This is a genomic window from Fictibacillus nanhaiensis (assembly GCF_019801215.1).
Lineage (GTDB): Bacteria > Bacillota > Bacilli > Bacillales > Fictibacillaceae > Fictibacillus > Fictibacillus nanhaiensis_C.
In genome coordinates this window covers 1,143,408-1,163,917 of sequence record NZ_JAHVJO010000001.1, presented here as the reverse complement: position 1 = coordinate 1,163,917, position 20,510 = coordinate 1,143,408, and the positions used below count along the sequence as shown (strand labels likewise).

The following is a 20,510-nucleotide window of genomic DNA, read 5'->3' as shown; positions in this document are numbered from 1 at the left end:
AGGTCAGGATTATGGAATTAAAAGAACTGCTTACATATTTAGTGAACTATAAAATGGATACCGAAGCCAATCCTGAAATTACCTCCATTGAAATGGACTCCAGGAAAGCGGGAGAAGGCTGTCTTTTTGTTTGTATGAAAGGACATATTTTTGACGGTCATGATTTTGCTGAGACAGTTGCTAAGAATGGAGCAGCTGCTATTTTGGCTGAAAAGGATCTAAATGTTAACATTCCTGTTATAAAGGTTAAGGATTCGAAAAAAGCACTAGCGGTATTGGCAGATGCGTTTTATGGTCATCCTTCACAGAAAATGCATTTGATTGGTATTACAGGTACGAACGGAAAAACCACAACTTCACATATCATTGAAAAAGTGTTTCGTGATGCTGGTAAAACTACTGGTATGATTGGAACGATTGAAATGAAAATTAAAGACCAAAGTTTCAAAGTAGCAAACACAACACCAGATTGTTTATTCCTTCAAAATGCATTTCATAGAATGACGGAAGAAAAAGTAGATGCAGCCGTGATGGAAGTATCTTCACATGCTCTTGATCAAGGGAGAGTTTGGGGCTGTGATTTTGATATCGCAGTATTTACGAATCTTACACAAGATCACTTAGACTACCACAAAAACATGGAAGAATATCAATACGCAAAGAGTCTTTTGTTTTCTCAGATGGGGAATACTTACCATAAGTCTGATAGAAAAGTTGCCGTACTTAACAATGATGATCCAGCTTCTAAAATGTTTGAAAGAGTTACTTCAGCGCAAGTAATTTCTTACGGAATTGATCATGAAAGTGATATTCGTGCCAGTGAGATCATGATCGGATCTCATGGTACATCATTTACCCTTGAAACACCTTTAGGTACAAAAAAGGTAACGCTCAAACTTATTGGTAAATTTTCAGTGTATAATGTGCTAGCTGCTATATCCACTTGTTTACTGTCAGGGTTGGACCTCGACCAAATCATTTCTTCTCTTGAAGATATTTCTGGTGTGCCGGGGAGGTTTGAGCCTGTTATCGCCGGGCAGGATTATACAGTTATTGTAGATTATGCACATACTCCAGATAGCTTGGAGAATGTATTAAGAACGATAAAAGAGTTTTCGAAAGGAAAGATTACTGCAATAGTTGGATGTGGGGGAGATCGGGATAAAACGAAACGTCCACTCATGGCTGGTATAGCTGCTGATTTAGCTGATTTAGCAATCTTTACAAGTGATAATCCACGCACTGAGGATCCACTGCAGATTTTAAAAGAGATGGAAGAAGGCATAGATGAAGCAAATTATGTAACGATTCCAGACCGGAAACAGGCGATCCACTATGCGATAGAAAAAGCCCATACAAATGATGTCATTTTAATTGCTGGAAAAGGGCATGAAACATATCAAATTATTGGTCATCATGTATTTGATTTTGATGATAGAGAAGTTGCACGGGAAGCGATTAGGACGGTGAAAAAATGAAATTGGATATAAAAGAACTTGTTACTTTAGCTAGTTACACATCTGGAAAACAAGAAAGCCTTATTATCGAGGGTGTATCTAAAGACACGAGACAAAGAACTGAAAATGCTCTGTACTTGCCGATTGTGGGAGAGCGTTTTGATGGACATGATTTCTTGTTGGATGCAATCAAACAGGGATGCATAGCAACAGTTTGGCAGGAAGGAAGAGAGCTTCCTGATGGGTTGCCTGAAGATTTTCCTGTTCTATATACTTCAGAGACTGTTGAATTTTTACAAAAGATTTCAAAATATTATTTAAAAAAGATAAACCCGATTGTTGTTGCTGTAACTGGCAGCAACGGGAAAACAACAACAAAGGATATGATTGAAAGCGTGTCATCCACGACTTTCAAAACGTTTAAAACACAAGGTAATTATAACAATCATATCGGTTTACCGCTTACTATTCTAGCAATGGAAGAAACGACAGAAGTTTTAATCCTTGAAATGGGCATGAGCAACTTTCATGAGATTTCACTTTTGAGTAAACTCGCTGAACCAGATGCTGCGGTAGTTACGAATATTGGCGAAAGTCACCTTGAACAATTAGGCAGTCGTGAAGGTATCGCAAAAGCAAAGCTTGAGATTGCTGACGGACTGAAGCAAGGCGGTCTGCTCATCATTGATGGAGATGAGCCACTCCTATCCCATGTCAAGGGTGAAAATGTTTTAAAAGTTGGCTTTGGAGATACTTCTACGTTAAAGTTGTCCAATCTTCAAACAGATACAAGAGGTGTATCTTTTACTTTGGAAGAAGGAACAACTCATTACCGTATACCGATGCTTGGCCGTCACAATATAAAAAATGCGGCATATGCGATAGCTGTTGGGCATTATTTGAATATAGAAGATAACAAAATTATAGACGGACTCGAAAAACTTAAAGTCACTTCGATGAGACTTGAGATGCAAAAGGGGAAGAAAGATACACTTCTTATAAACGATGCGTATAATGCGAGCCCCACAAGTATGATCGCAGCTCTTTCAACACTTAGCGAACTGAAGGACTTTACAACAAAAGTTGCCGTATTGGGAGATATGTATGAGCTTGGACCTAGTGAAGAAGAGATGCATAGAAAAATTGCCGAACACGTTGATTCTTCTATTAACAACGTAATTACAATCGGACAAAAAGGTGCTTGGATTGCAGATGAATTAAAGAAGCGAAAAACGAAAAACCTTGAAGTCATCGAATGTCTTACAAAAGAAGAAGCGGTTCTTCCTATTCAAAATTTGTTATCGAAGGACACGGCGATTCTTTTCAAAGCATCTAGGGGGATGGTACTTGAAACCCTTATTTCTACATTTTTAGAAGAAGAACAGGAGTCGAAAAAATGATTGAGCAAGTTTTACTTTTTACATTAATTGCATCTTTTTTAATAGCAGTATTGAGCTCACCCTTCTTTATTCCGTTCTTAAGAAGATTGAAATTTGGTCAGAGCATTCGTGACGAAGGTCCGAAATCACATCAAAAGAAGCAAGGAACACCAACGATGGGTGGTATCGTTATTGTACTTGCTCTTCTTGTTGCTACGTATGCTATGACAGCAAAATTTTTTACGGTAACGGTGGAAACGCATCTGTTGCTGCTTGTAACATTAGGGTATGGACTTTTAGGATTTTTAGATGATTTTATTAAAGTGGTAAAGAAAAGAAATCTTGGTTTAACTTCTAAACAGAAACTGATTGGTCAGCTAATCATTGCAGCTATTTTTTACATTGGACTTAAAACGATGGATTTTTCAACTGAGATCTCAGTTCCAGGAACTGACTGGTCAATCGATCTTGGTTGGTTTTATCCTATTTTAGTCGTATTTATGTTGATTGGAGCTTCTAACGCCGTAAACCTGACAGATGGATTAGATGGTTTGTTGGCAGGAACTGCTGCCATCGCATTTGGTGCGTTTGCAGTTCTATCTTCTACAATGCTTCAATTTGAAGCAGCCATCTTTTGTGTAGCAGTTGTAGGTGCTGTGTTAGGATTCTTAGTATTTAACGCACATCCAGCTAAAGTGTTCATGGGTGACACAGGTTCTTTAGCACTCGGGGGAGCGATAAGTGCTGTAGCGATATTAACAAAAATGGAAATCTTGCTTGTAATCATCGGGGGAGTTTTCGTAATTGAAACCATTTCCGTAATGTTACAAGTAGCTTCATTCAAGCTTACAGGAAAAAGAGTATTCAAAATGAGTCCCCTGCATCACCATTATGAATTGTCTGGTTGGAGTGAATGGCGTATCGTCGTAACGTTCTGGTTGGTGGGACTAATTTTTGCAGCATTAGGAATTTATTTAGAGGTGTGGGTTTAAATGAAAAATACACATTTTTTTCAAGATAAAAATATTTTAATTGTTGGATTAGCCAAAAGCGGTTTTGCGGCAGCAAAACTGCTTCATTCATTTGGAGCGAATGTTATTGTTAATGATCGAGACAAAAGAGAAGGAAATCTTGAAGCAGAACAGCTTGAGAAATTAGGAATTAGAGTGGAATGCGGCGGCCATCCTTTAAGCCTCCTTGACAACCAGCTTGATTTTTTAGTGAAAAATCCTGGAATTCCTTATCATAATCCTTTAATCGAAGAAGCGATAAAACGAGGTCTTCCTGTTTATACAGAAGTGGAGATTGCAGGATTGATTGCAGAAGCTTCGATTATCGCGATTACAGGATCAAACGGGAAGACGACCACTACGACACTAATCGGCGAAATGCTAAAGAATAGTGAAAAAAACCCAATCGTTGCAGGTAATATTGGAACAGTCTTCTCTGAGGTTGCTGCCCAATCGACTCCTCGCGATATTTTAGTTGCGGAGCTATCCAGTTTTCAGCTTATGGGTACGGAAAGATTCAAACCGCAGATCTCCGTCTTTCTGAATCTATTTGAAGCCCATTTAGATTACCATGGATCACTAGACGAATATGGAAAAGCGAAGGCTAAGATTACAGAAAATCAGAATCAAGATGACTATGTGATTTACAACAGAGATGACGAAAACGTAGTAGAACTTCTAAAGCATTCCAAAGCAATGCATGTCCCGTTTTCTGTAAAAAATAAGGTTGTAGAAGGTTCTTACATACAAGATGGTGCATTGTTTTTCCAACAAAAGAAGATTATTAACCTAAAAGATATTGTACTGCCAGGTGAACATAATCTATCAAATATTATGGCGGCGATATCTGCTTCATTGCTTGCAGGAGCTAGTGTGGAGCAGATTCAAAAAGTGTTGACGACATTTGCTGGAGTAACACATAGGCTTCAATATGTGGGAGATGTAGAAGGCAGACGGTTTTATAATGATTCCAAAGCAACGAATATTTTAGCTACAAAAGCAGCAATTTCAGCATTTCCGAATCCAGTAATCCTTTTAGCAGGGGGACTTGACAGAGGTAATTCTTTTGATGATCTCATTCCATCATTGAAAAATGTGAAAGTGCTTGTGACATTTGGTCAAACGGCAGATAAAATGGCTGAAGCCGGAAAACAGGCAGGAATAGAAACGATCAAACGTGCTGATAATGTGGAAGAGGCTGTTCCCTTGGCATTCGGTCTTTCGAAAAAAAGTGACGTCATATTGCTTTCTCCTGCATGTGCAAGCTGGGATCAATATAAGACTTTTGAACAAAGAGGGGACATGTTTATCAACTCCGTGCATAAACTTAAATAAAGTTTGTACAAATAACAAGAGTTGAGGTGTTTCCCTTTGCCTGCAACGAAATCAACCCCTGATATTATCATGATCATTGTTACATTATTGCTTTTGTCAATCGGTATTATTATGGTATATAGCGCCAGTGCTGATTTGGGGCTGTATAAGTTCGATGATTCATTCTTTTTTGCTAAAAGGCAGCTGCTGTTTGCTGGAGTAGGGATTGCGGCCATGTTTTTTATTATGAACGTGAACTATATGACTTGGAGAGTGTGGTCAAAAATTCTTCTGATCATATGTTTTCTCTTATTGATCGCAGTTCTCATTCCAGGAATTGGAATGGTCCGTGGAGGCGCAAGAAGCTGGATAGGTGTAGGCGCGTTTTCCATTCAGCCGTCTGAATTTATGAAACTTGCAATGATTACTTTTTTAGCAAAATATCTATCTGAACATCAAAAAAAGATTACATCTTTAAAAAAAGGTTTGGTTCCTACTCTTAGTTTGGTCATGATTGCTTTTGCAATGATTATGCTTCAGCCTGATTTAGGAACTGGGGCAGTAATGGTAGGTACAAGTCTTGTGATGCTGTTCGTAGCAGGAGCCCGAATATCACATTTTGTAGGAATGGGGCTAATCGGACTAGTCGGTCTTGCGGGTTTGATCATCTCTGCACCATATCGGATTAAACGTATTACATCCTTTCTTGATCCTTGGAGTGATCCCCTGGGAAGCGGCTTTCAGATTATACAATCCTTATATGCATTAGGACCAGGTGGACTGTTAGGTCTTGGACTAGGACAGAGCCGTCAAAAATTCGGCTACTTGCCTGAACCTCAAACCGATTTTATTTTTGCAATCATATCAGAGGAATTAGGGTTCATTGGCGGTGTTTTTGTATTACTGTTGTTTAGTTTATTGTTATGGAGAGGGATTAGAATCGCTTTGGGTGCACCTGATCTTTTTGGGAGTTTTTTAGCGATTGGAATTATTGGAATGGTTGCCATTCAAGTTATGATTAACATCGGTGTAGTAACTGGTTTAATGCCGGTTACTGGAATAACTTTGCCATTTTTAAGTTATGGAGGTTCTTCATTAACGTTAATGCTCGCATCAATTGGGGTAATCTTGAATATAAGCCGTTACGCACGTTATTAATACTTGAGTTTCAAAAGAATATCTCTTATTCTAAACATAGGAAAGTAATGCTGGTTACCCTGTCTCTATATGACAGGGTATCTTCTTTTTTATTTCGAATAATACCAACAAATAAGATCATTTATACGAATACTACAAAATCGATGTTTATGAAAGAGATAAACATGGAAAAGAGTAATGCATAGCATATAAATAGAGATATGCCTAAGAACGCAGGGGGTTTTAATATGTTTACGTTAAATCAGTTAGCCGAAAAGCTGAAAAATGAAGATCTAGGAACAGTTATGCTTAACGAACCGTTAAAAAACCATACGACATTAAAAATTGGCGGTCCAGCTGATCTTTACTATGAACCAAAGAATATTGAGAGTCTTAAGACAGCCGTTTCCTATATGAAGAAAACGAATGTCCCGATCCGTGCTATTGGAAGAGGGTCTAACCTCCTCGTAGCAGACGGAGGGATAGAGGGTGTCGTCATTAAAGTGGGGGAAGGCCTAAATCATTTAATAAGAAATGATGATAAGATCACGGTCGGAGGAGGCTATTCACTCATTCCGCTTGCAACACTTATGTCACGCGAAGCATACACAGGGCTTGAGTTTGCAGCTGGAATCCCAGGTTCTGTTGGTGGTGCTGTATTTATGAATGCAGGTGCACATGGTTCCGATATGTCTCAAATTGTAGAGAAGGCTTTGATCCTATTTCCTGACGGTGAGCTGAAGTGGCTTTCTAATAAAGAGTTAGAGTTTTCATACCGTACTTCCGTTTTGCAGGAAAAAGGTGGAATTTGTGTTGAGGTTGTTTTGGTTCTGGAAAAAGGCGACAAAGAAACAATCATGGCCGAACTGAAAAAGAATAAAGACTACAGAAGAAATACACAGCCTTGGAACTTTCCATGCTGCGGAAGTGTATTCCGCAATCCGTTACCCAATTATGCTGGCCATTTGATCGAATCTTCTGGTCTAAAGGGTACTCAGATCGGTGGAGCGCAAATATCTGAGATGCATGCGAATTTTATTGTGAATACGGGGGAAGCAAGAGCAAAAGATGTATTAGATTTGATTCAGTTTATTCAAAAAACGATAAAAGAAAAGCATGGAGTGGACCTTCATACGGAAGTAGAAATCATCGGAAGAAATGAATAACAAAAAAATGGATAAATAGTGCTTTATTGGTACTTATCCATGCTATAATACAAGGAACAAGAAAAAATGATGGTTGCGTTTGAAACGATTATGCAGTTTTGTTTTTTACCGAATAAACCGGCTGTATAGAAAGCCTTTAGTATAAGAAGGGCTTGGCGTTTTAAGCCAAGTTCTTTTGTTTGATAGAAATACGAAGGAACACTACTTTTCTTGTACTAAAACTTTTAAACGGAGGAAGAGGATGGACAAGGTAAAGGTTGTCACGATTGAGGACCGAATTCCGAAGCTTAAAGAACATCGTAAACAAAAAGCGAATCGACGCCTTATTTTTTACTTGTCATTTTTCTTTCTGTTATTAATGGTCGTAGTTTATTTTCAGTCTGATTTAAGTCATGTTAAAAAAATATCTGTTTCAGGGAATTATTTTGTAACTGATCATGAAATTCTTGAAAAAAGCCTTATATCAACCAAAACAAAATACCTGAATATTTCCGAAGATGATATAAAGAAAAGACTAGACCCCATCTCTGAAATCCATTCCGTTTCTATTGAAAAAAATTTTTTCAACCATGTCATTATTAATGTTAAAGAATATAAACGTGTTGGTTATTTTAAAAAGGACAATACATATTATCCGATGATGGAAAACGGAAAGATGCTAGAACCGTTAAAGGAAAATGAGAGACCCGTAAATGCTCCAGTTATCGTAAGCTGGAAGGATCCAGCACAGCTGGAGTTCATGGCACAAGAGCTACAAAAACTGCCTGAAGGAATCATACACAGAATTTCAGAAATCATGCATACTCCTGATTCAAACAACGCTAGTAAACTAACATTGTTTATGACTGACGGAAATAAAGTAGTTACTTCTATTTCTAAATTTTCTGAGGGACTTTCAAATTATCCAGCATTAATCAGTATAAAGCCTGAAGAAAAAGGTACGTTCTATTTGGGGATCAGTACCCGATTTGAACCCTACAACCGAGAAGTTACGGAGGAAAAAGATGAGAAAAATTAAAGGGAAGCACCTCTTTTTATCTCTTATCCTTTTGGTTACCGGATTCATTTTAGCTTTCTCATACCAAAGAGCTCAATTCGAAAAGAACGAGGTTGCGCAGAATAATGAATGGAAAAAAGAAGATTCATTAAGAAGTCAAATATTAAATTTCCAGAAAACAAATCGTGAGTTAGCCGGTGAACTAAAGGGCTTGCAGCAAAATGTTGAAGAGAAAGAAAGTAAACTCGCTAATCAAGAAGAGATTTCATCAAACCTCGTAGAAGATTTGAAGCAACTGAGAATGGTAGTAGGAAATGTTAAAGTGGAAGGGGAGGGGGTAAAAGTTACCCTGCAAGACTCCTCATATATTCCAGAAGATGAGAACCCAAACAACTATATCGTTCATGAAGAACATATTAGAAGTGTCATTGATGAACTTCATGTTTCTGGGGCAGAGGCAATTGCGGTTAACGGTCAAAGGATTTCACACGATACTTATATAGCTTGCATAGGACCGGTAGTTAGTGTGGATGGGAACCAGTATCCTGCGCCATTCGTTATTACTGCAATAGGTGACTCACCTGCACTGGAGAAATCACTTAACCTTTATATAGTGGATAAGGTTGTAAATGATGGTGTTGAAGTGCGTGTGGAACAAGAAAACGCAATCGAAATGGAGCCATTTCTTACAGAAGAGGGATGAGTAAGTTGAAGGAAAGACAATTTATGTTTGCAACGATTGCCCTCATAATAGGCGGAATGCTGGCGGTTCAGTTTGAGACTACGAACAACCCAATCGTAAGAGATACCCGGGACCTGTGGGAACTAAGAGCAGACCTTGAAAAAGAAAAACAACGTCAGCAAGAGCTAAATGAGGAACTTCAGCGTTATAATGAATTATTGAATAAGTACGAATCAGAAGGTAACGATGAAAAAATTAAAGCGATGGAAAAAGCTTTGGCGGATTTGAAAAAACAAGCGGGATTAACAACCGTTAGCGGACAAGGAATTGTAATGACTATCGAACCTTTTAGTGACCAGCTAATTGGAGATCGCCCGCTGCCAAAGATTGATCCTGATATGCTTAGAAGACTTGTTAATGAATTAAATAGATATGATGCAAAGGAAATCAGTATTGATGGACAGCGGATCGTATCAAAAACACCAATCAGGGAAGTAAATGGTGACATTTATATCAACAATGAGCCTGTTTCTTCATTCCCCATCCAAATTCACGTACTGGCAAAAAACAATGAAAAGCTGCATCGGAAAATCATTGCATCTCCAGCTGTAGAAGAGTTTGTGCGAGAAAATTTTTTCGTGGAAGCCTCTCTTGCTGAAGTTATACTGCCAGCCTATGAACAATCAGTGAAGGTGAAGTACATGAAACCGGCAAAGGAGGAAACGTAAGATGTGGTTACCGGTACTGGGACTTTTACTAGGTCTTTTATTGGGTTTCATGTCTGATCTTCGGGTCCCTCCTGAATACTCAAATTATTTATCAATCGCTGTCTTGGCTGCACTTGACACATTATTTGGCGGTATACGTGCACATTTACAAGGCAGCTTTGAAGATAAAGTGTTCATTACAGGTTTTTTCTTTAATATTTTACTGGCTGCCGGATTAGCGTATCTAGGTGTTCATCTTGGTATAGACCTGTATTTAGCCGCAATTTTTGCTTTTGGGGTAAGGTTGTTTAATAATATTGCTGTGATAAGGCGACTATTAATCTCGAAATGGACTGAATCACGTAAAAAGGCCTAAAAAATTTGAAAAACCGGTAAAAAAAAAGAGGGATAACCTGTTGTTTGTGGAATTTATTCCATAATTAAGCGAAAATGAAGGAATAGTGTTTATTTATTTAAAGATGAAGATTTATTGGATGAAAGGTTAGGAGGTGCCACAGAATGAACAGCAATGAAATTTATGTAAGTTTAGACATCGGTACATCCAATATTAAAGTAATCATTGGAGAAATGACCAGTGAGTCCTTTAATGTTATTGGTGTTGGCCATGCGAAATCAGCTGGAATCAGAAAAGGTTCCATTGTAGATATTGATGAAACTGTTCGTTCCATTAAAAAAGCCGTAGAACAGGCAGAAAGAATGTTGGGTATTCCAATCAACGCTGTTATAGTAGGTGTTAAAGGAAACCATATTCAACTTCAGCCTTGCCACGGTGTTGTAGCCGTTTCCAGAGAAGACCGTGAAATTGGCGATGAAGATATTGCTAGAGTTATAGAGGCAGCTCAAGTAATGTCAGTGCCTCCAGAGCGTGAAATCATCGATGTGATCCCTCGTCAGTTTATTGTTGATGGAACAGATGAGATTATTGATCCTAGAGGCATGCTAGGTGTGCGATTAGAAATGGAAGGAACGGTTATTACCGGTTCTAAAACCATCTTACATAACTTACTTCGTTGTGTGGAGCGAGCAGGACTTACAGTAGCTGATATTTGTTTAGAACCATTAGCTACTTCATCTATCGCTCTTTCACGTGATGAAATGGAGCTTGGAGTGGCACTGATTGATATTGGCGGAGGTTCAACAACGCTTTCCGTTTTTGACCAAGGAACGATGCAAATTACATCTGTTCTTCCTATAGGCGGAGACTTTATTACAAAGGACATATCAATCGGGTTAAGAACTTCTGCTGAAGATGCTGAAAAAATCAAGTTGAAACACGGGCATTCATTTGTTGATTATGCATCAAAAGATGAAACGTTTACTGTTTCACAGATAGGGTCTTCTCAAGAACAAGAAATATCTCAATATGAATTGTCGTTAATCATTGAGGCTCGAATGGCTGAAATTTTTGAAATGATCGATGATGAATTGCATGAACGAGGTTATTCAGAATTGCCGGGTGGCTTTGTTATAACAGGTGGAGTCGCTGCAATTCCTGGAGTGCTTGAGTTAGCTCAGGATATCTTCCAACAAAACGTAAGAGTTTCATTGCCTGATTACATTGGTGTTAGAGAACCTAAGTTTACGGCAGGAGTAGGGCTGATTCAATTTACTCATAAAAACATAAAAGTACAAGGTAAGGAAGTAGCTTCTGCACTAGCTGAAAATGCTGGTGAATCCTTGCCTAAAAAGAAACAGTCAAGCCAAAAGTCAGCACAAGAAAAACAATCAGGCACAATGAAATCAAAAGTGAAAGACTGGTTTGGATTATTTTTCGAATAACTTAAAGGAACTAGTCATTAGGAGGAACGCTCATGTTAGAGTTTGATATGAATATGGATCAATTGGCAACGATTAAAGTGATAGGTGTTGGCGGCGGCGGAAGTAACGCTGTTAACCGTATGATTGAACATGGAGTACAAGGTGTGGAGTTTATCTGTGTCAACACAGATGCACAAGCATTAAATCTTTCTAAAGCACCAGTAAAGATGCAAATCGGAACTAAGTTAACAAGAGGACTTGGGGCAGGTGCGAATCCTGATATCGGTAAAAAAGCGGCTGAAGAAAGCCGTGAACAGATTGAAGAAGCCCTTAGCGGTGCTGATATGGTTTTCGTGACAGCTGGAATGGGTGGGGGTACCGGAACAGGTGCAGCACCAGTTGTAGCTGAAATCGCAAAAGACTTAGGTGCACTTACTGTTGGGGTAGTTACAAGACCGTTCACGTTTGAAGGACGTAAGCGATCAACTCAAGCAGTTGGCGGAATTTCTGTATTAAAAGAAAAAGTAGACACTCTAATCGTTATTCCGAACGACCGCTTGTTAGAAATCGTTGATAAAAACACTCCGATGCTTGAAGCTTTCCGTGAAGCGGATAACGTTCTGCGTCAAGGTGTACAAGGTATTTCTGACTTGATTGCTGTACCGGGATTAATTAACTTGGACTTTGCAGATGTAAAGACGATTATGACTGAGCGTGGTTCTGCATTAATGGGAATCGGTGTAGGTACAGGTGAGAACCGTGCAGCAGAAGCTGCTAAAAAAGCTATTTCATCTCCTCTTCTTGAAACATCCATTGATGGAGCTAAAGGGGTGTTGATGAATATTACAGGTGGTGCGAACTTAAGCTTATATGAAGTAAATGAAGCTGCAGACATCGTATCATCAGCGTCAGATCCTGAAGTAAATATGATCTTCGGTTCTGTAATCAATGAGGAACTAAAAGATGAAATTCTTGTTACTGTAATTGCAACGGGGTTTGATGAGGCTGAAAAGCTTGTAAATAATCAGCAGCGAGCAGAGCGACCTAGAATGCAGCAATCTCCTGCATCTTCTAATCAATCTCACTCAAATCAAAGTCAGCCGCAATCACAAGGGCAGGCTCAATCACAATCACGTGAGGATAACCAGTCTGAATCAAGAAACACTTCTTATACAAACACTGATTCGGATACACTCGATATTCCAACGTTCTTACGCAACCGCAGCCGTAACAGAAGAAGATAAATACAGCAAATAAAAGCATGTTCTCGATAGAGAGCATGCTTTTTTTATTTTGTTACTCTTCGTATTCAAGGTTGCTTTTGTTAGATTGCTCGCTTTCCGCGGATCGTACGGTGAACCTCCTGCTGCTTTGCGCTATTATGAGTCTCTACCTGACCGGTCCTCCACTAGGCAACCTTACTCCAATCAACCATGCAAATGTAGAGAATAAAAAAGATTAAAACATTCAAAAGCTACAATTTTATAGAAAACAGCCTTTCTTAACTTCTTTTGGCTTTATATTTAAAAGGATTATTGAAAAGTAGATTGTTGCTGCAGAGAGATTTATGTAATGCTTCATGTAATAGTTGATTGGAGTGTAAGGTGGGAGACTCCTGTGGGACAGGTGGGCAGGTGAGACACTTAAGAGTGAAACGTACGAATGTGGCTCACCGCCTGCCTTGCGGAAAGCGAGCACCTGAAACGGAAATTAACCATTTCCAAAAGCAGCAAGGATTACAAATACAGCGTTTAATTCTGTCATATTCTTGTCCCTAAAACGTATATCTAACATATAAGCTTTTTTGACAAAAAAAGTGAAAATAAGAACAATACTTCTCTCATAAACTGACAGACTTTCAAACAACCTATAGGGTATACTAACTTCAAATTTAAGAAAGGAGAAAACCAATGACCCTTTATTTGGATGTCATTTGGTTTCTTAATTTCTGCATTGATTATGTATTGATTTCCTTAACAGCCTATGTATTAAAGCGCAATGCATCGAAAACAAGAATCCTTCTTGCTTCTTTACTTGCATCTTGCTATGTATTCTTAGTCATTTTCCCAGATCTCATGCTATTTTCGCAGCCTGTAAGTAAGTTTATGTTTTCCATTGTGATCATGCTTGTAGCCTTTGGTTTTAACCGAATACGATTTGTTGTCAAAAATGTTGCCATGTTCTATTTTGTTTCCTTTGTGACCGGTGGTGGAATTTTTGCACTTCATTATTTTATGCAAAGCGATGTAGCGATTATGAACGGTGTCATTTCAACAAAAAGCTCCGGAATGGGTGATCCCGTCAGCTGGTTTTTTGTTGTCGCAGGTATACCTGCCTTGTGGTATTTCTCCAAAAAGAGAGTGGATGACATCACTGTGGAAAAAATGGATTCCAACAGTCTGGTCTCCGTAAGAATTTCGATAGGAGAAATCATGATTCATGCAAATGGACTTATTGATACTGGTAATAAATTATCCGATCCTATTTCAAAAATGCCGGTTATGATTTTAGATATGAACATTCACGGAGCTCAGTTTCCAGAAGTAATTCAATCAGCGGCGAGAGATGTACTGACGATGGGTACAGATGATCAAGAGGATCCGTTAATCAACCGATTACGTATCGTACCTTACCGTTCCGTAGGACATCAACAGTTTTTGGCATGCATGAAGCCAGACTGCATTGAGATTGAGAAAGATGGCATCACAACACAAGCACCAAAGAGTTTAGTTGGTTTAAGCTGGACCTCATTATCAAGCGAAGGACAATTTGATGCGATTGTGCACCCTAAGATGATTCTTCAACATGTACAAGCGTCTTAAACAGGAGAAGATATGGAAGGGGAGTAAACATGTTTAACAAATGGCGTCTTAAGCTAACGATGTACTGGTATAAGCTATTGTTTAAGCTGGGTTTGAAATCGGATGAAATTTATTACATTGGCGGTAATGAAGCGTTGCCACCTCCGTTAAGCAAAGAAGAAGAAGCACTTCTACTCGAAAAACTTCCATCTGGAGATCAGGCAGCTAAATCACTTTTAATCGAACGGAACCTTCGTCTTGTTGTTTATATCGCTAGAAAGTTTGAAAACACGGGTATCAACATTGAAGATTTAATCAGCATTGGAACGATAGGATTAATAAAAGCAGTGAATACATTTAATCCTGAAAAGAAGATCAAACTCGCTACGTATGCTTCACGCTGTATTGAGAACGAGATCTTAATGTATTTACGCCGCAATAATAAGACACGCTCAGAAGTATCATTTGATGAACCGTTAAATGTCGATTGGGATGGCAATGAGCTTTTATTATCAGATGTTCTTGGCACAGACGATGACATTATTACAAGAAGAATCGAAGCAAACGTAGATAGAAAACTATTATTGAAAGCCTTGTTCACACTTAACGACCGTGAAAAACAAATAATGGAACTGAGGTTTGGTTTATCTGGTGGTGAAGAGAAAACACAAAAGGATGTTGCCGATATGCTCGGGATCTCTCAATCGTATATTTCAAGACTGGAAAAGAGAATCATAAAACGACTTCAAAAAGAATTTAATAAAATGGTTTAGAGCATTAGCCTGTATAGGATTTGAATCTGTAATACGTATGATTTGAAAATGACAATTGCATAAATTTCCCTCCGTTCGGTGATACTTAATTTGAAATTAGCTCCCGGCAGGAGGGAAAAGACTTGACAAGAAATAAAGTTGAGATTTGCGGAGTTGACACATCAAAGCTTCCTGTTTTAAAAAATCCAGAGATGCGTATTTTATTTGATAAAATGCACAAGGGTGACCCAGATGCCCGTGAAACACTGGTGAATGGCAACCTTAGACTGGTTCTAAGTGTTATCCAACGATTCAACAACCGCGGAGAGCATGTTGATGATCTATTTCAAGTAGGCTGTATCGGTTTAATGAAGTCGATAGACAACTTTGATCTAGGTCAGAATGTTAAATTTTCGACCTATGCAGTACCCATGATTATCGGAGAAATTCGCCGTTACTTGCGAGACAACAATCCGATACGTGTTTCCAGAAGTCTTAGAGATATTGCTTATAAAGCGTTGCAGGTTCGTGACCAGCTCATGAATAAATTGTCTCGCGAACCAACGGCACAACAAATTGCAGAAGCGCTTGATGTTCCAAAAGAAGAAGTAGTTTTTGCGTTAGATGCCATTCAAGACCCTGTTTCACTATTTGAACCCATCTATAATGATGGTGGAGATCCCATATTCGTAATGGATCAAATCAGTGATGACAAAGCGAAAGACATGCAGTGGATTGAGGAAATCGCTTTAAAAGAGGGCATGCGCCGCTTAAATGAAAGAGAAAAGATGATACTAACGATGAGGTTCTTCCAAGGAAAAACGCAAATGGAAGTAGCAGATGAAATCGGTATCTCCCAAGCCCAAGTGTCAAGACTTGAAAAAGCGGCAATCTCTCAGATGAATAAAAACATTCAAAGCAGTTGAAACCCGCAAATTTTGCGGGTTTTTTTTCGTTCGTAAACATGAAATAGCCTGTTCACTCATATAATGGAAAAAGAAAGGCGGGGTTGTTAGATGAATAAGATATCTGACTTTCAAGTCAAAGATGTGGTTAACGTTGCGAACGGAAAAAAACTTGGCCATATAGCAGATTTAGAAATTAACTTAAACACGGGCAAGATTGACGCAATCATCATCCCTGGTGCAGGAAAGATGCTTGGATTTTTTGCAAGAGAGAATGATATTATTATCCCTTGGCGAAACATTGTCAAGATCGGAAAAGATGTTATACTTGTCAGGCATATGGAAACAAGTGAAATAAATGAATATGTAAAAGAGCCGTTTGATCAGTTGAAATAACGGTTCTTTTTTTCTTTCTTTTCTAAAAATGTGGTAAAATAAAGATAAAACTTTCCAGGAGGATTGCTTACATATGAAGAATTTTATACAAACTGGAAAGCATATTGCCTTACATAGCTGGCAAGAAGAAAATCCTCGAATTGTAGCTGGTTTTACTACACGTGATGAAGGGTATAGTCCAATGCCGTTTCTTTCCTTAAATATGGGTTTTCATGTAAATGACGATCCTGTTGCTGTTCAAAAAAACCGGAAATCTTTTGCTGAAGAAATTAAATTTCCGGTTCAATATTGGGTAGGTACAAAACAGGTTCATGGTACGGACATCGTGCAAATAAGAAAAGAAGACCGCGGACAAGGTTCATTAGATTTTGAAACAGCTATACCTGATGCAGATGGGATCTACACAAAAGAAGCAGATGTTTTATTAACCTCTCTTTATGCTGATTGTGTTCCGCTTTATTTTTATTCTCCAAAGCATGAGCTCATTGGTTTAGCCCATGCGGGATGGCGAGGATCAGTAGGCAAGATTGGACCAAAGATGATTCAGATTTGGTGTGAAAAGGAAAGTGTGAATGAAGAGGAAATAAAAATAGCGATTGGCCCTTCGATTGCCTCTTGCTGTTATGAAGTGGATGATACCGTGATAAAAGAGGTTAAAGCAGCTTTGGGTAATACTGCAGAGCCGACTGTTTTTATGGAAAACGAAGCAGGGAGATATCAATTAAACTTACAAAGATTTAATGAGATATTATTCATACAATCAGGGATACTTCCTGAAAATATCACGATATCTAATCAATGCACGAGCTGTGAAAATGATGTCTTTTTCTCACATCGAAAAGAAGTTGGCAAAACGGGCAGGATGATGAGTTTTATTGGTAGGAAGGGAGTTTAATGATAGTTTGAGTATCCTTGAAAATCGAAATATCATTCAACAAAATATTGAGGTTGCTTGTCTAAAAACGAAGAGATCTCCAAAGGACGTTAACATCGTTGCAGTAACGAAATATGTGAGTAACGAAACAACAAAAGAAGCTGTTTCAGCAGGTGTCGGCCACATAGGCGAAAATAGGATAGAGGGATTGCTGGAAAAGAAAGATTTTCTTTCCGAAATGTCTGTTAAATGGCACTTTATCGGTACATTACAAACAAGAAAAGTGAAAGAGATCATTAATCATGTGGATTATATTCATTCCCTAGATCGATTAAGTTTAGCAAAAGAAATCCAAAAAAGAGCCGATCAGACCATTTCGTGTTTTATTCAAGTAAATGTTGCCGAAGAAGACTCGAAACACGGACTAGCTGTAAAAGAAGTGCTTACCTTTGTCGATAAACTAAAAGAGTACGATCGAATTAAAGTAGTAGGACTTATGACAATGGCACCTTTTACAGAAAATAAAGAGGTAGTCCGAAACGTTTTTTCAACGTTAAAACAATTGCAAATGGACATTCAAAAGAAAGAACTTCCGCATGCTCCTTGTCAGGAACTATCTATGGGAATGTCAAACGATTATGTTATAGCTGTTGAAGAAGGAGCAACCTTTATCCGTATTGGAACAGATTTAGTAGGTAAAGAATTTTAGGAGGTGGAATAAATGGGAATCAAAACAAAGTTCAAGCGTTTCTTTGATCTTGAGGATGACTATGATTATGAATATGAGAATGAAGAAGAGTCTTTTGTTGAAGAAGAGGAAATTACGCCATCTCATACAAAAAAAGGGAAACCAAATGTTGTAAGTCTGCAAAGCATCCAGCAGCAGGTTAAAGTCGTTCTGGTTGAGCCTCGTGTTTATGCAGAAGCTCAAGATATTGCTGACCAATTAAAGAACAGAAGAGCGGTTGTGATGAATCTGCAGAGAATTCCTCACGACCAGGCAAAGCGAATTGTAGACTTTTTGTCAGGTACTGTATATGCTATAGGCGGTGACATACAAAAGCTGGGACCAAATACGTTTTTGTGTACGCCAGAAAATGTTGATGTTTCTGGAACGATTTCAGAGATGATGGACGAAGATTAATTCAGGATGGTGAAATTTATTGATCATTGAAACAATTACAGACGTAGTGCTAACTCTAATCCAACTTTACTATTATATGATAATCGGTTACATACTTTTATCTTGGTTTCCTAATGCAAGAGAATCTTCTATCGGACAAGTGATTGCAAGACTTGTGGAACCCTATCTTTCTCCATTTCGAAAGATTATTCCGCCTCTTGGTATGATTGATCTGTCTCCAATCGTTGCACTAATGTCTCTTCACTTTGCTCAATATGGAGTAAGAGCTGTTGCCGATATGATTGCACGCTCTCTATAGACAGAGGTAAAAGAAATGAGTATCTATCAGCATTTCAGACCAGAAGAACATGAATTTGTAGATCGAGTGTCCAGCTGGAAAACAGAAGTTGTTGAGCGATATCGTCCAAAGCTGACAGATTTTCTCGATCCGCGTGAACAAGAGATTATGAAATCTATTGTAGGAAACGATTCAGGAGTACGCCTCTCTTTTTGGGGAGGCTCTTCTTTTTCTGAGCGACAAAGAGCACTGTTATATCCCGAATACTACGAAGCCGAACAAGACGATTTTCAGCTCATTTATTATGAAATTGAGTACCCCTCTAAATTCACGACAATTGAACATCGCGATGTTTTAGGTGCACTTATGAACATTGGGGTTAAAAGAAGCAAGTATGGCGATATCCTTGTAGCTGGGGATAACGTTCAATTTATTTGCGCAAGTGAGATTTCTGGGTTTATGGAAATGAATTTAACGAAAATCGGCAAATCGGGTGTGAAGCTAAAAACCATCGAAGAGAATCAGCTCAAGCAAATTAAGACAGATTATAATGAAAAAATGGGGACTGTTTCTTCATTACGCCTTGATGTTATCATTGCAGAAATCTATAGTCTTTCTCGGTCCAAAGTATCACCTTTAGTTCAACAAGGCCGTGTAAAATTAAATCATAAATTAACCGATCAAGTATCTGTAGAAGTAATGGAAGGCGATGAACTTTCATTAAGAGGATTTGGAAGAAGTAAACTGATCGCCATCGAAGGTACAACTAAGAAAGAAAAGTGGCGGATCCGTTACGGATTATTAAAATAATTTCCAGTAAGAGAAGGAATGACAGAAATTTTGTCGAAATTAGGATAAAAAGAATGCATCTATGGAGGTGGCTGTTTTGCCTTTAACGCCGTTGGATATTCATAACAAGGAATTTACAAGAGGTTTCAGAGGGTATAGTGAAGATGAAGTTAATGACTTTTTAGATCAAGTCATTAAAGATTACGAAGCGGTAATCCGTGAAAAGAAAGACTTAGAGGAAACCGTTTCCAAACTCGAAGAAAAGATATCTTATTTTAAAAATATTGAAGAGACATTGAATAAGTCCATTCTGATTGCCCAAGAAACTGGGGAAGAAGTGAAGCGTACAGCTAATAAAGAAGCACGATTAATCGTGAAGGAAGCTGAGAAGAACGCGGACAGAATCATCAATGAATCGTTATCAAAGTCCAGAAAGATTTCAATGGAAATAGATGAACTAAAAAAGCAATCATCTGTATACCGAACTCGGTTTAGAATGTTGATTGAAGCACAATTAGAAATGTTGAAAAATGATGATTGGGATTCATTGAACGCTCCTGAAAATCTAGAAGGTTATGAACTGCAAGGAGTTAAGACGGAAGCTTGACATTCGTTTTAAAAATCGCATATACTTTTGTAAGATTAAATATGTGACGAAGACGGGGACAGTAGAATGCGTGTATCTCTATTTAAGCGAACTAGGAAGTGGTGTAAGCCTAGTATAGAGTAGTATTTGAAAATCACCCCTGAGTTCCTGGACTGAACCATTGTAGTAAGTCTAGGCGCTTCATCCACGCTACGGATGGCTAAGCGGGTTTTAAATCGATGATTTCAGAACCTATTAGGGTGGTACCGCGGGTAAACCTTCTCGTCCCTACTTTCGAAGTAGTGGACGGGAAGGTTTTTTTGTTTCCACTTTCGATTTTTGTGGACCCTAAAGACAT

General features: G+C 38.5%; 22 protein-coding genes and 1 other annotated feature. All 22 genes read left to right on the top strand.

Translation table 11 applies throughout. From position 1 onward, the window contains the following. Window positions 1-11 precede the first annotated feature (11 nt). The 22 genes from KUV80_RS05980 to KUV80_RS05875 all read left to right on the top strand — a co-directional run bounded on the left by KUV80_RS05980 (window position 12) and on the right by KUV80_RS05875 (window position 20,173). On the top strand, window positions 12-1,478 hold the full coding sequence (locus KUV80_RS05980) for a UDP-N-acetylmuramoyl-L-alanyl-D-glutamate--2,6-diaminopimelate ligase (RefSeq protein WP_222461742.1): 1,467 nt from the start codon (window positions 12-14) through the stop codon (window positions 1,476-1,478). Further along, entirely contained in the window at window positions 1,475-2,857 is a 1,383-nt protein-coding gene (locus KUV80_RS05975; protein ID WP_222461741.1) for a UDP-N-acetylmuramoyl-tripeptide--D-alanyl-D-alanine ligase, read from the top strand. Before KUV80_RS05980 ends, KUV80_RS05975 begins: the two co-directional genes overlap by 4 nt. Further along, a complete protein-coding gene (gene mraY / locus KUV80_RS05970; RefSeq protein ID WP_222461740.1) occupies window positions 2,854-3,828 on the top strand; it encodes a phospho-N-acetylmuramoyl-pentapeptide-transferase in 975 nt (324 codons plus the stop codon). The genes KUV80_RS05975 and mraY overlap by 4 nt, the downstream gene beginning before the upstream one ends. Continuing rightward, a complete protein-coding gene (gene murD / locus KUV80_RS05965; RefSeq protein WP_222461739.1) occupies window positions 3,829-5,181 on the top strand; it encodes a UDP-N-acetylmuramoyl-L-alanine--D-glutamate ligase in 1,353 nt (450 codons plus the stop codon). A 36-nt stretch (window positions 5,182-5,217) separates the two neighbouring features. Next, window positions 5,218-6,318 carry a stage V sporulation protein E gene (spoVE, locus tag KUV80_RS05960; RefSeq protein WP_222461738.1) on the top strand — a complete coding sequence of 367 codons (1,101 nt, stop codon included), beginning with the start codon at window positions 5,218-5,220 and terminating at the stop codon, window positions 6,316-6,318. Between the two features lie 227 nt (window positions 6,319-6,545). After that, window positions 6,546-7,463 (top strand): UDP-N-acetylmuramate dehydrogenase, encoded by a 918-nt coding sequence (murB, locus tag KUV80_RS05955; RefSeq protein ID WP_222461737.1) that lies wholly within the window; start codon window positions 6,546-6,548, stop codon window positions 7,461-7,463. 241 nt (window positions 7,464-7,704) lie between these two features. Further along, a complete protein-coding gene (locus KUV80_RS05950; RefSeq protein ID WP_222461736.1) occupies window positions 7,705-8,481 on the top strand; it encodes a cell division protein FtsQ/DivIB in 777 nt (258 codons plus the stop codon). Then, entirely contained in the window at window positions 8,468-9,163 is a 696-nt protein-coding gene (locus tag KUV80_RS05945; protein ID WP_222461735.1) for a DUF881 domain-containing protein, read from the top strand. The genes KUV80_RS05950 and KUV80_RS05945 overlap by 14 nt, the downstream gene beginning before the upstream one ends. Before the next feature lie 5 nt (window positions 9,164-9,168). Next, complete coding sequence (locus KUV80_RS05940; RefSeq protein WP_222461734.1) at window positions 9,169-9,870, top strand: DUF881 domain-containing protein; 702 nt, start codon at window positions 9,169-9,171, stop codon at window positions 9,868-9,870. Between the two features lies 1 nt (window position 9,871). After that, window positions 9,872-10,225, top strand: a complete 354-nt coding sequence (locus tag KUV80_RS05935) for a small basic family protein (protein ID WP_222461733.1) — start codon at window positions 9,872-9,874, stop codon at window positions 10,223-10,225. A 143-nt stretch (window positions 10,226-10,368) separates the two neighbouring features. Continuing rightward, a complete protein-coding gene (gene ftsA, locus KUV80_RS05930; RefSeq protein ID WP_222461732.1) occupies window positions 10,369-11,649 on the top strand; it encodes a cell division protein FtsA in 1,281 nt (426 codons plus the stop codon). 32 nt (window positions 11,650-11,681) lie between these two features. Beyond that, window positions 11,682-12,872, top strand: coding sequence for a cell division protein FtsZ (gene ftsZ / locus KUV80_RS05925; RefSeq protein ID WP_222461731.1), 1,191 nt, complete (start codon window positions 11,682-11,684; stop codon window positions 12,870-12,872). 666 nt (window positions 12,873-13,538) lie between these two features. Then, window positions 13,539-14,450, top strand: coding sequence for a sigma-E processing peptidase SpoIIGA (gene spoIIGA, locus KUV80_RS05920; RefSeq protein WP_222461730.1), 912 nt, complete (start codon window positions 13,539-13,541; stop codon window positions 14,448-14,450). 29 nt (window positions 14,451-14,479) lie between these two features. After that, window positions 14,480-15,202: an RNA polymerase sporulation sigma factor SigE gene (sigE, locus tag KUV80_RS05915; protein ID WP_222461729.1), complete on the top strand. Its 723-nt coding sequence runs from the start codon at window positions 14,480-14,482 to the stop codon at window positions 15,200-15,202. A gap of 122 nt (window positions 15,203-15,324) precedes the next feature. Next, the gene (sigG, locus tag KUV80_RS05910) at window positions 15,325-16,107 is read left to right on the top strand and encodes an RNA polymerase sporulation sigma factor SigG (RefSeq protein WP_222461728.1); all 783 of its coding nucleotides are present in this window, start codon (window positions 15,325-15,327) and stop codon (window positions 16,105-16,107) included. Between the two features lie 90 nt (window positions 16,108-16,197). Further along, window positions 16,198-16,482 carry a YlmC/YmxH family sporulation protein gene (locus tag KUV80_RS05905; RefSeq protein ID WP_222461727.1) on the top strand — a complete coding sequence of 95 codons (285 nt, stop codon included), beginning with the start codon at window positions 16,198-16,200 and terminating at the stop codon, window positions 16,480-16,482. A 73-nt stretch (window positions 16,483-16,555) separates the two neighbouring features. Beyond that, entirely contained in the window at window positions 16,556-17,377 is an 822-nt protein-coding gene (pgeF, locus tag KUV80_RS05900; protein WP_222461726.1) for a peptidoglycan editing factor PgeF, read from the top strand. 7 nt (window positions 17,378-17,384) lie between these two features. Continuing rightward, window positions 17,385-18,065 (top strand): YggS family pyridoxal phosphate-dependent enzyme, encoded by a 681-nt coding sequence (locus KUV80_RS05895; RefSeq protein ID WP_222461725.1) that lies wholly within the window; start codon window positions 17,385-17,387, stop codon window positions 18,063-18,065. 12 nt (window positions 18,066-18,077) lie between these two features. Beyond that, window positions 18,078-18,500 (top strand): cell division protein SepF, encoded by a 423-nt coding sequence (locus KUV80_RS05890; RefSeq protein WP_222461724.1) that lies wholly within the window; start codon window positions 18,078-18,080, stop codon window positions 18,498-18,500. 25 nt (window positions 18,501-18,525) lie between these two features. After that, window positions 18,526-18,798, top strand: coding sequence for a YggT family protein (locus tag KUV80_RS05885; protein ID WP_222462267.1), 273 nt, complete (start codon window positions 18,526-18,528; stop codon window positions 18,796-18,798). Window positions 18,799-18,813: 15 nt separating this feature from the next. Next, complete coding sequence (locus KUV80_RS05880) at window positions 18,814-19,587, top strand: RNA-binding protein (protein WP_222461723.1); 774 nt, start codon at window positions 18,814-18,816, stop codon at window positions 19,585-19,587. A gap of 76 nt (window positions 19,588-19,663) precedes the next feature. Further along, on the top strand, window positions 19,664-20,173 hold the full coding sequence (locus KUV80_RS05875) for a DivIVA domain-containing protein (RefSeq protein WP_222461722.1): 510 nt from the start codon (window positions 19,664-19,666) through the stop codon (window positions 20,171-20,173). Window positions 20,174-20,213: 40 nt separating this feature from the next. After that, window positions 20,214-20,445, top strand: a binding site (T-box leader). The last annotated feature ends 65 nt before the right edge of the window (window positions 20,446-20,510 follow it).

What these genes read in the sequence shown, in the direction of transcription:
- KUV80_RS05980 (WP_222461742.1), top strand. Translation starts at nt 12, where the DNA reads ATGGAATTAAAAGAACTGCTTACATATTTAGTGAACTATAAAATGGAT.
- KUV80_RS05975 (WP_222461741.1), top strand. Translation starts at nt 1,475, where the DNA reads ATGAAATTGGATATAAAAGAACTTGTTACTTTAGCTAGTTACACATCT.
- mraY (WP_222461740.1), top strand. Translation starts at nt 2,854, where the DNA reads ATGATTGAGCAAGTTTTACTTTTTACATTAATTGCATCTTTTTTAATA.
- murD (WP_222461739.1), top strand. Translation starts at nt 3,829, where the DNA reads ATGAAAAATACACATTTTTTTCAAGATAAAAATATTTTAATTGTTGGA.
- murB (WP_222461737.1), top strand. Translation starts at nt 6,546, where the DNA reads ATGTTTACGTTAAATCAGTTAGCCGAAAAGCTGAAAAATGAAGATCTA.
- KUV80_RS05950 (WP_222461736.1), top strand. Translation starts at nt 7,705, where the DNA reads ATGGACAAGGTAAAGGTTGTCACGATTGAGGACCGAATTCCGAAGCTT.
- KUV80_RS05945 (WP_222461735.1), top strand. Translation starts at nt 8,468, where the DNA reads ATGAGAAAAATTAAAGGGAAGCACCTCTTTTTATCTCTTATCCTTTTG.
- KUV80_RS05935 (WP_222461733.1), top strand. Translation starts at nt 9,872, where the DNA reads ATGTGGTTACCGGTACTGGGACTTTTACTAGGTCTTTTATTGGGTTTC.
- ftsA (WP_222461732.1), top strand. Translation starts at nt 10,369, where the DNA reads ATGAACAGCAATGAAATTTATGTAAGTTTAGACATCGGTACATCCAAT.
- ftsZ (WP_222461731.1), top strand. Translation starts at nt 11,682, where the DNA reads ATGTTAGAGTTTGATATGAATATGGATCAATTGGCAACGATTAAAGTG.
- spoIIGA (WP_222461730.1), top strand. Translation starts at nt 13,539, where the DNA reads ATGACCCTTTATTTGGATGTCATTTGGTTTCTTAATTTCTGCATTGAT.
- sigE (WP_222461729.1), top strand. Translation starts at nt 14,480, where the DNA reads ATGTTTAACAAATGGCGTCTTAAGCTAACGATGTACTGGTATAAGCTA.
- KUV80_RS05905 (WP_222461727.1), top strand. Translation starts at nt 16,198, where the DNA reads ATGAATAAGATATCTGACTTTCAAGTCAAAGATGTGGTTAACGTTGCG.
- pgeF (WP_222461726.1), top strand. Translation starts at nt 16,556, where the DNA reads ATGAAGAATTTTATACAAACTGGAAAGCATATTGCCTTACATAGCTGG.
- KUV80_RS05890 (WP_222461724.1), top strand. Translation starts at nt 18,078, where the DNA reads ATGGGAATCAAAACAAAGTTCAAGCGTTTCTTTGATCTTGAGGATGAC.
- KUV80_RS05880 (WP_222461723.1), top strand. Translation starts at nt 18,814, where the DNA reads ATGAGTATCTATCAGCATTTCAGACCAGAAGAACATGAATTTGTAGAT.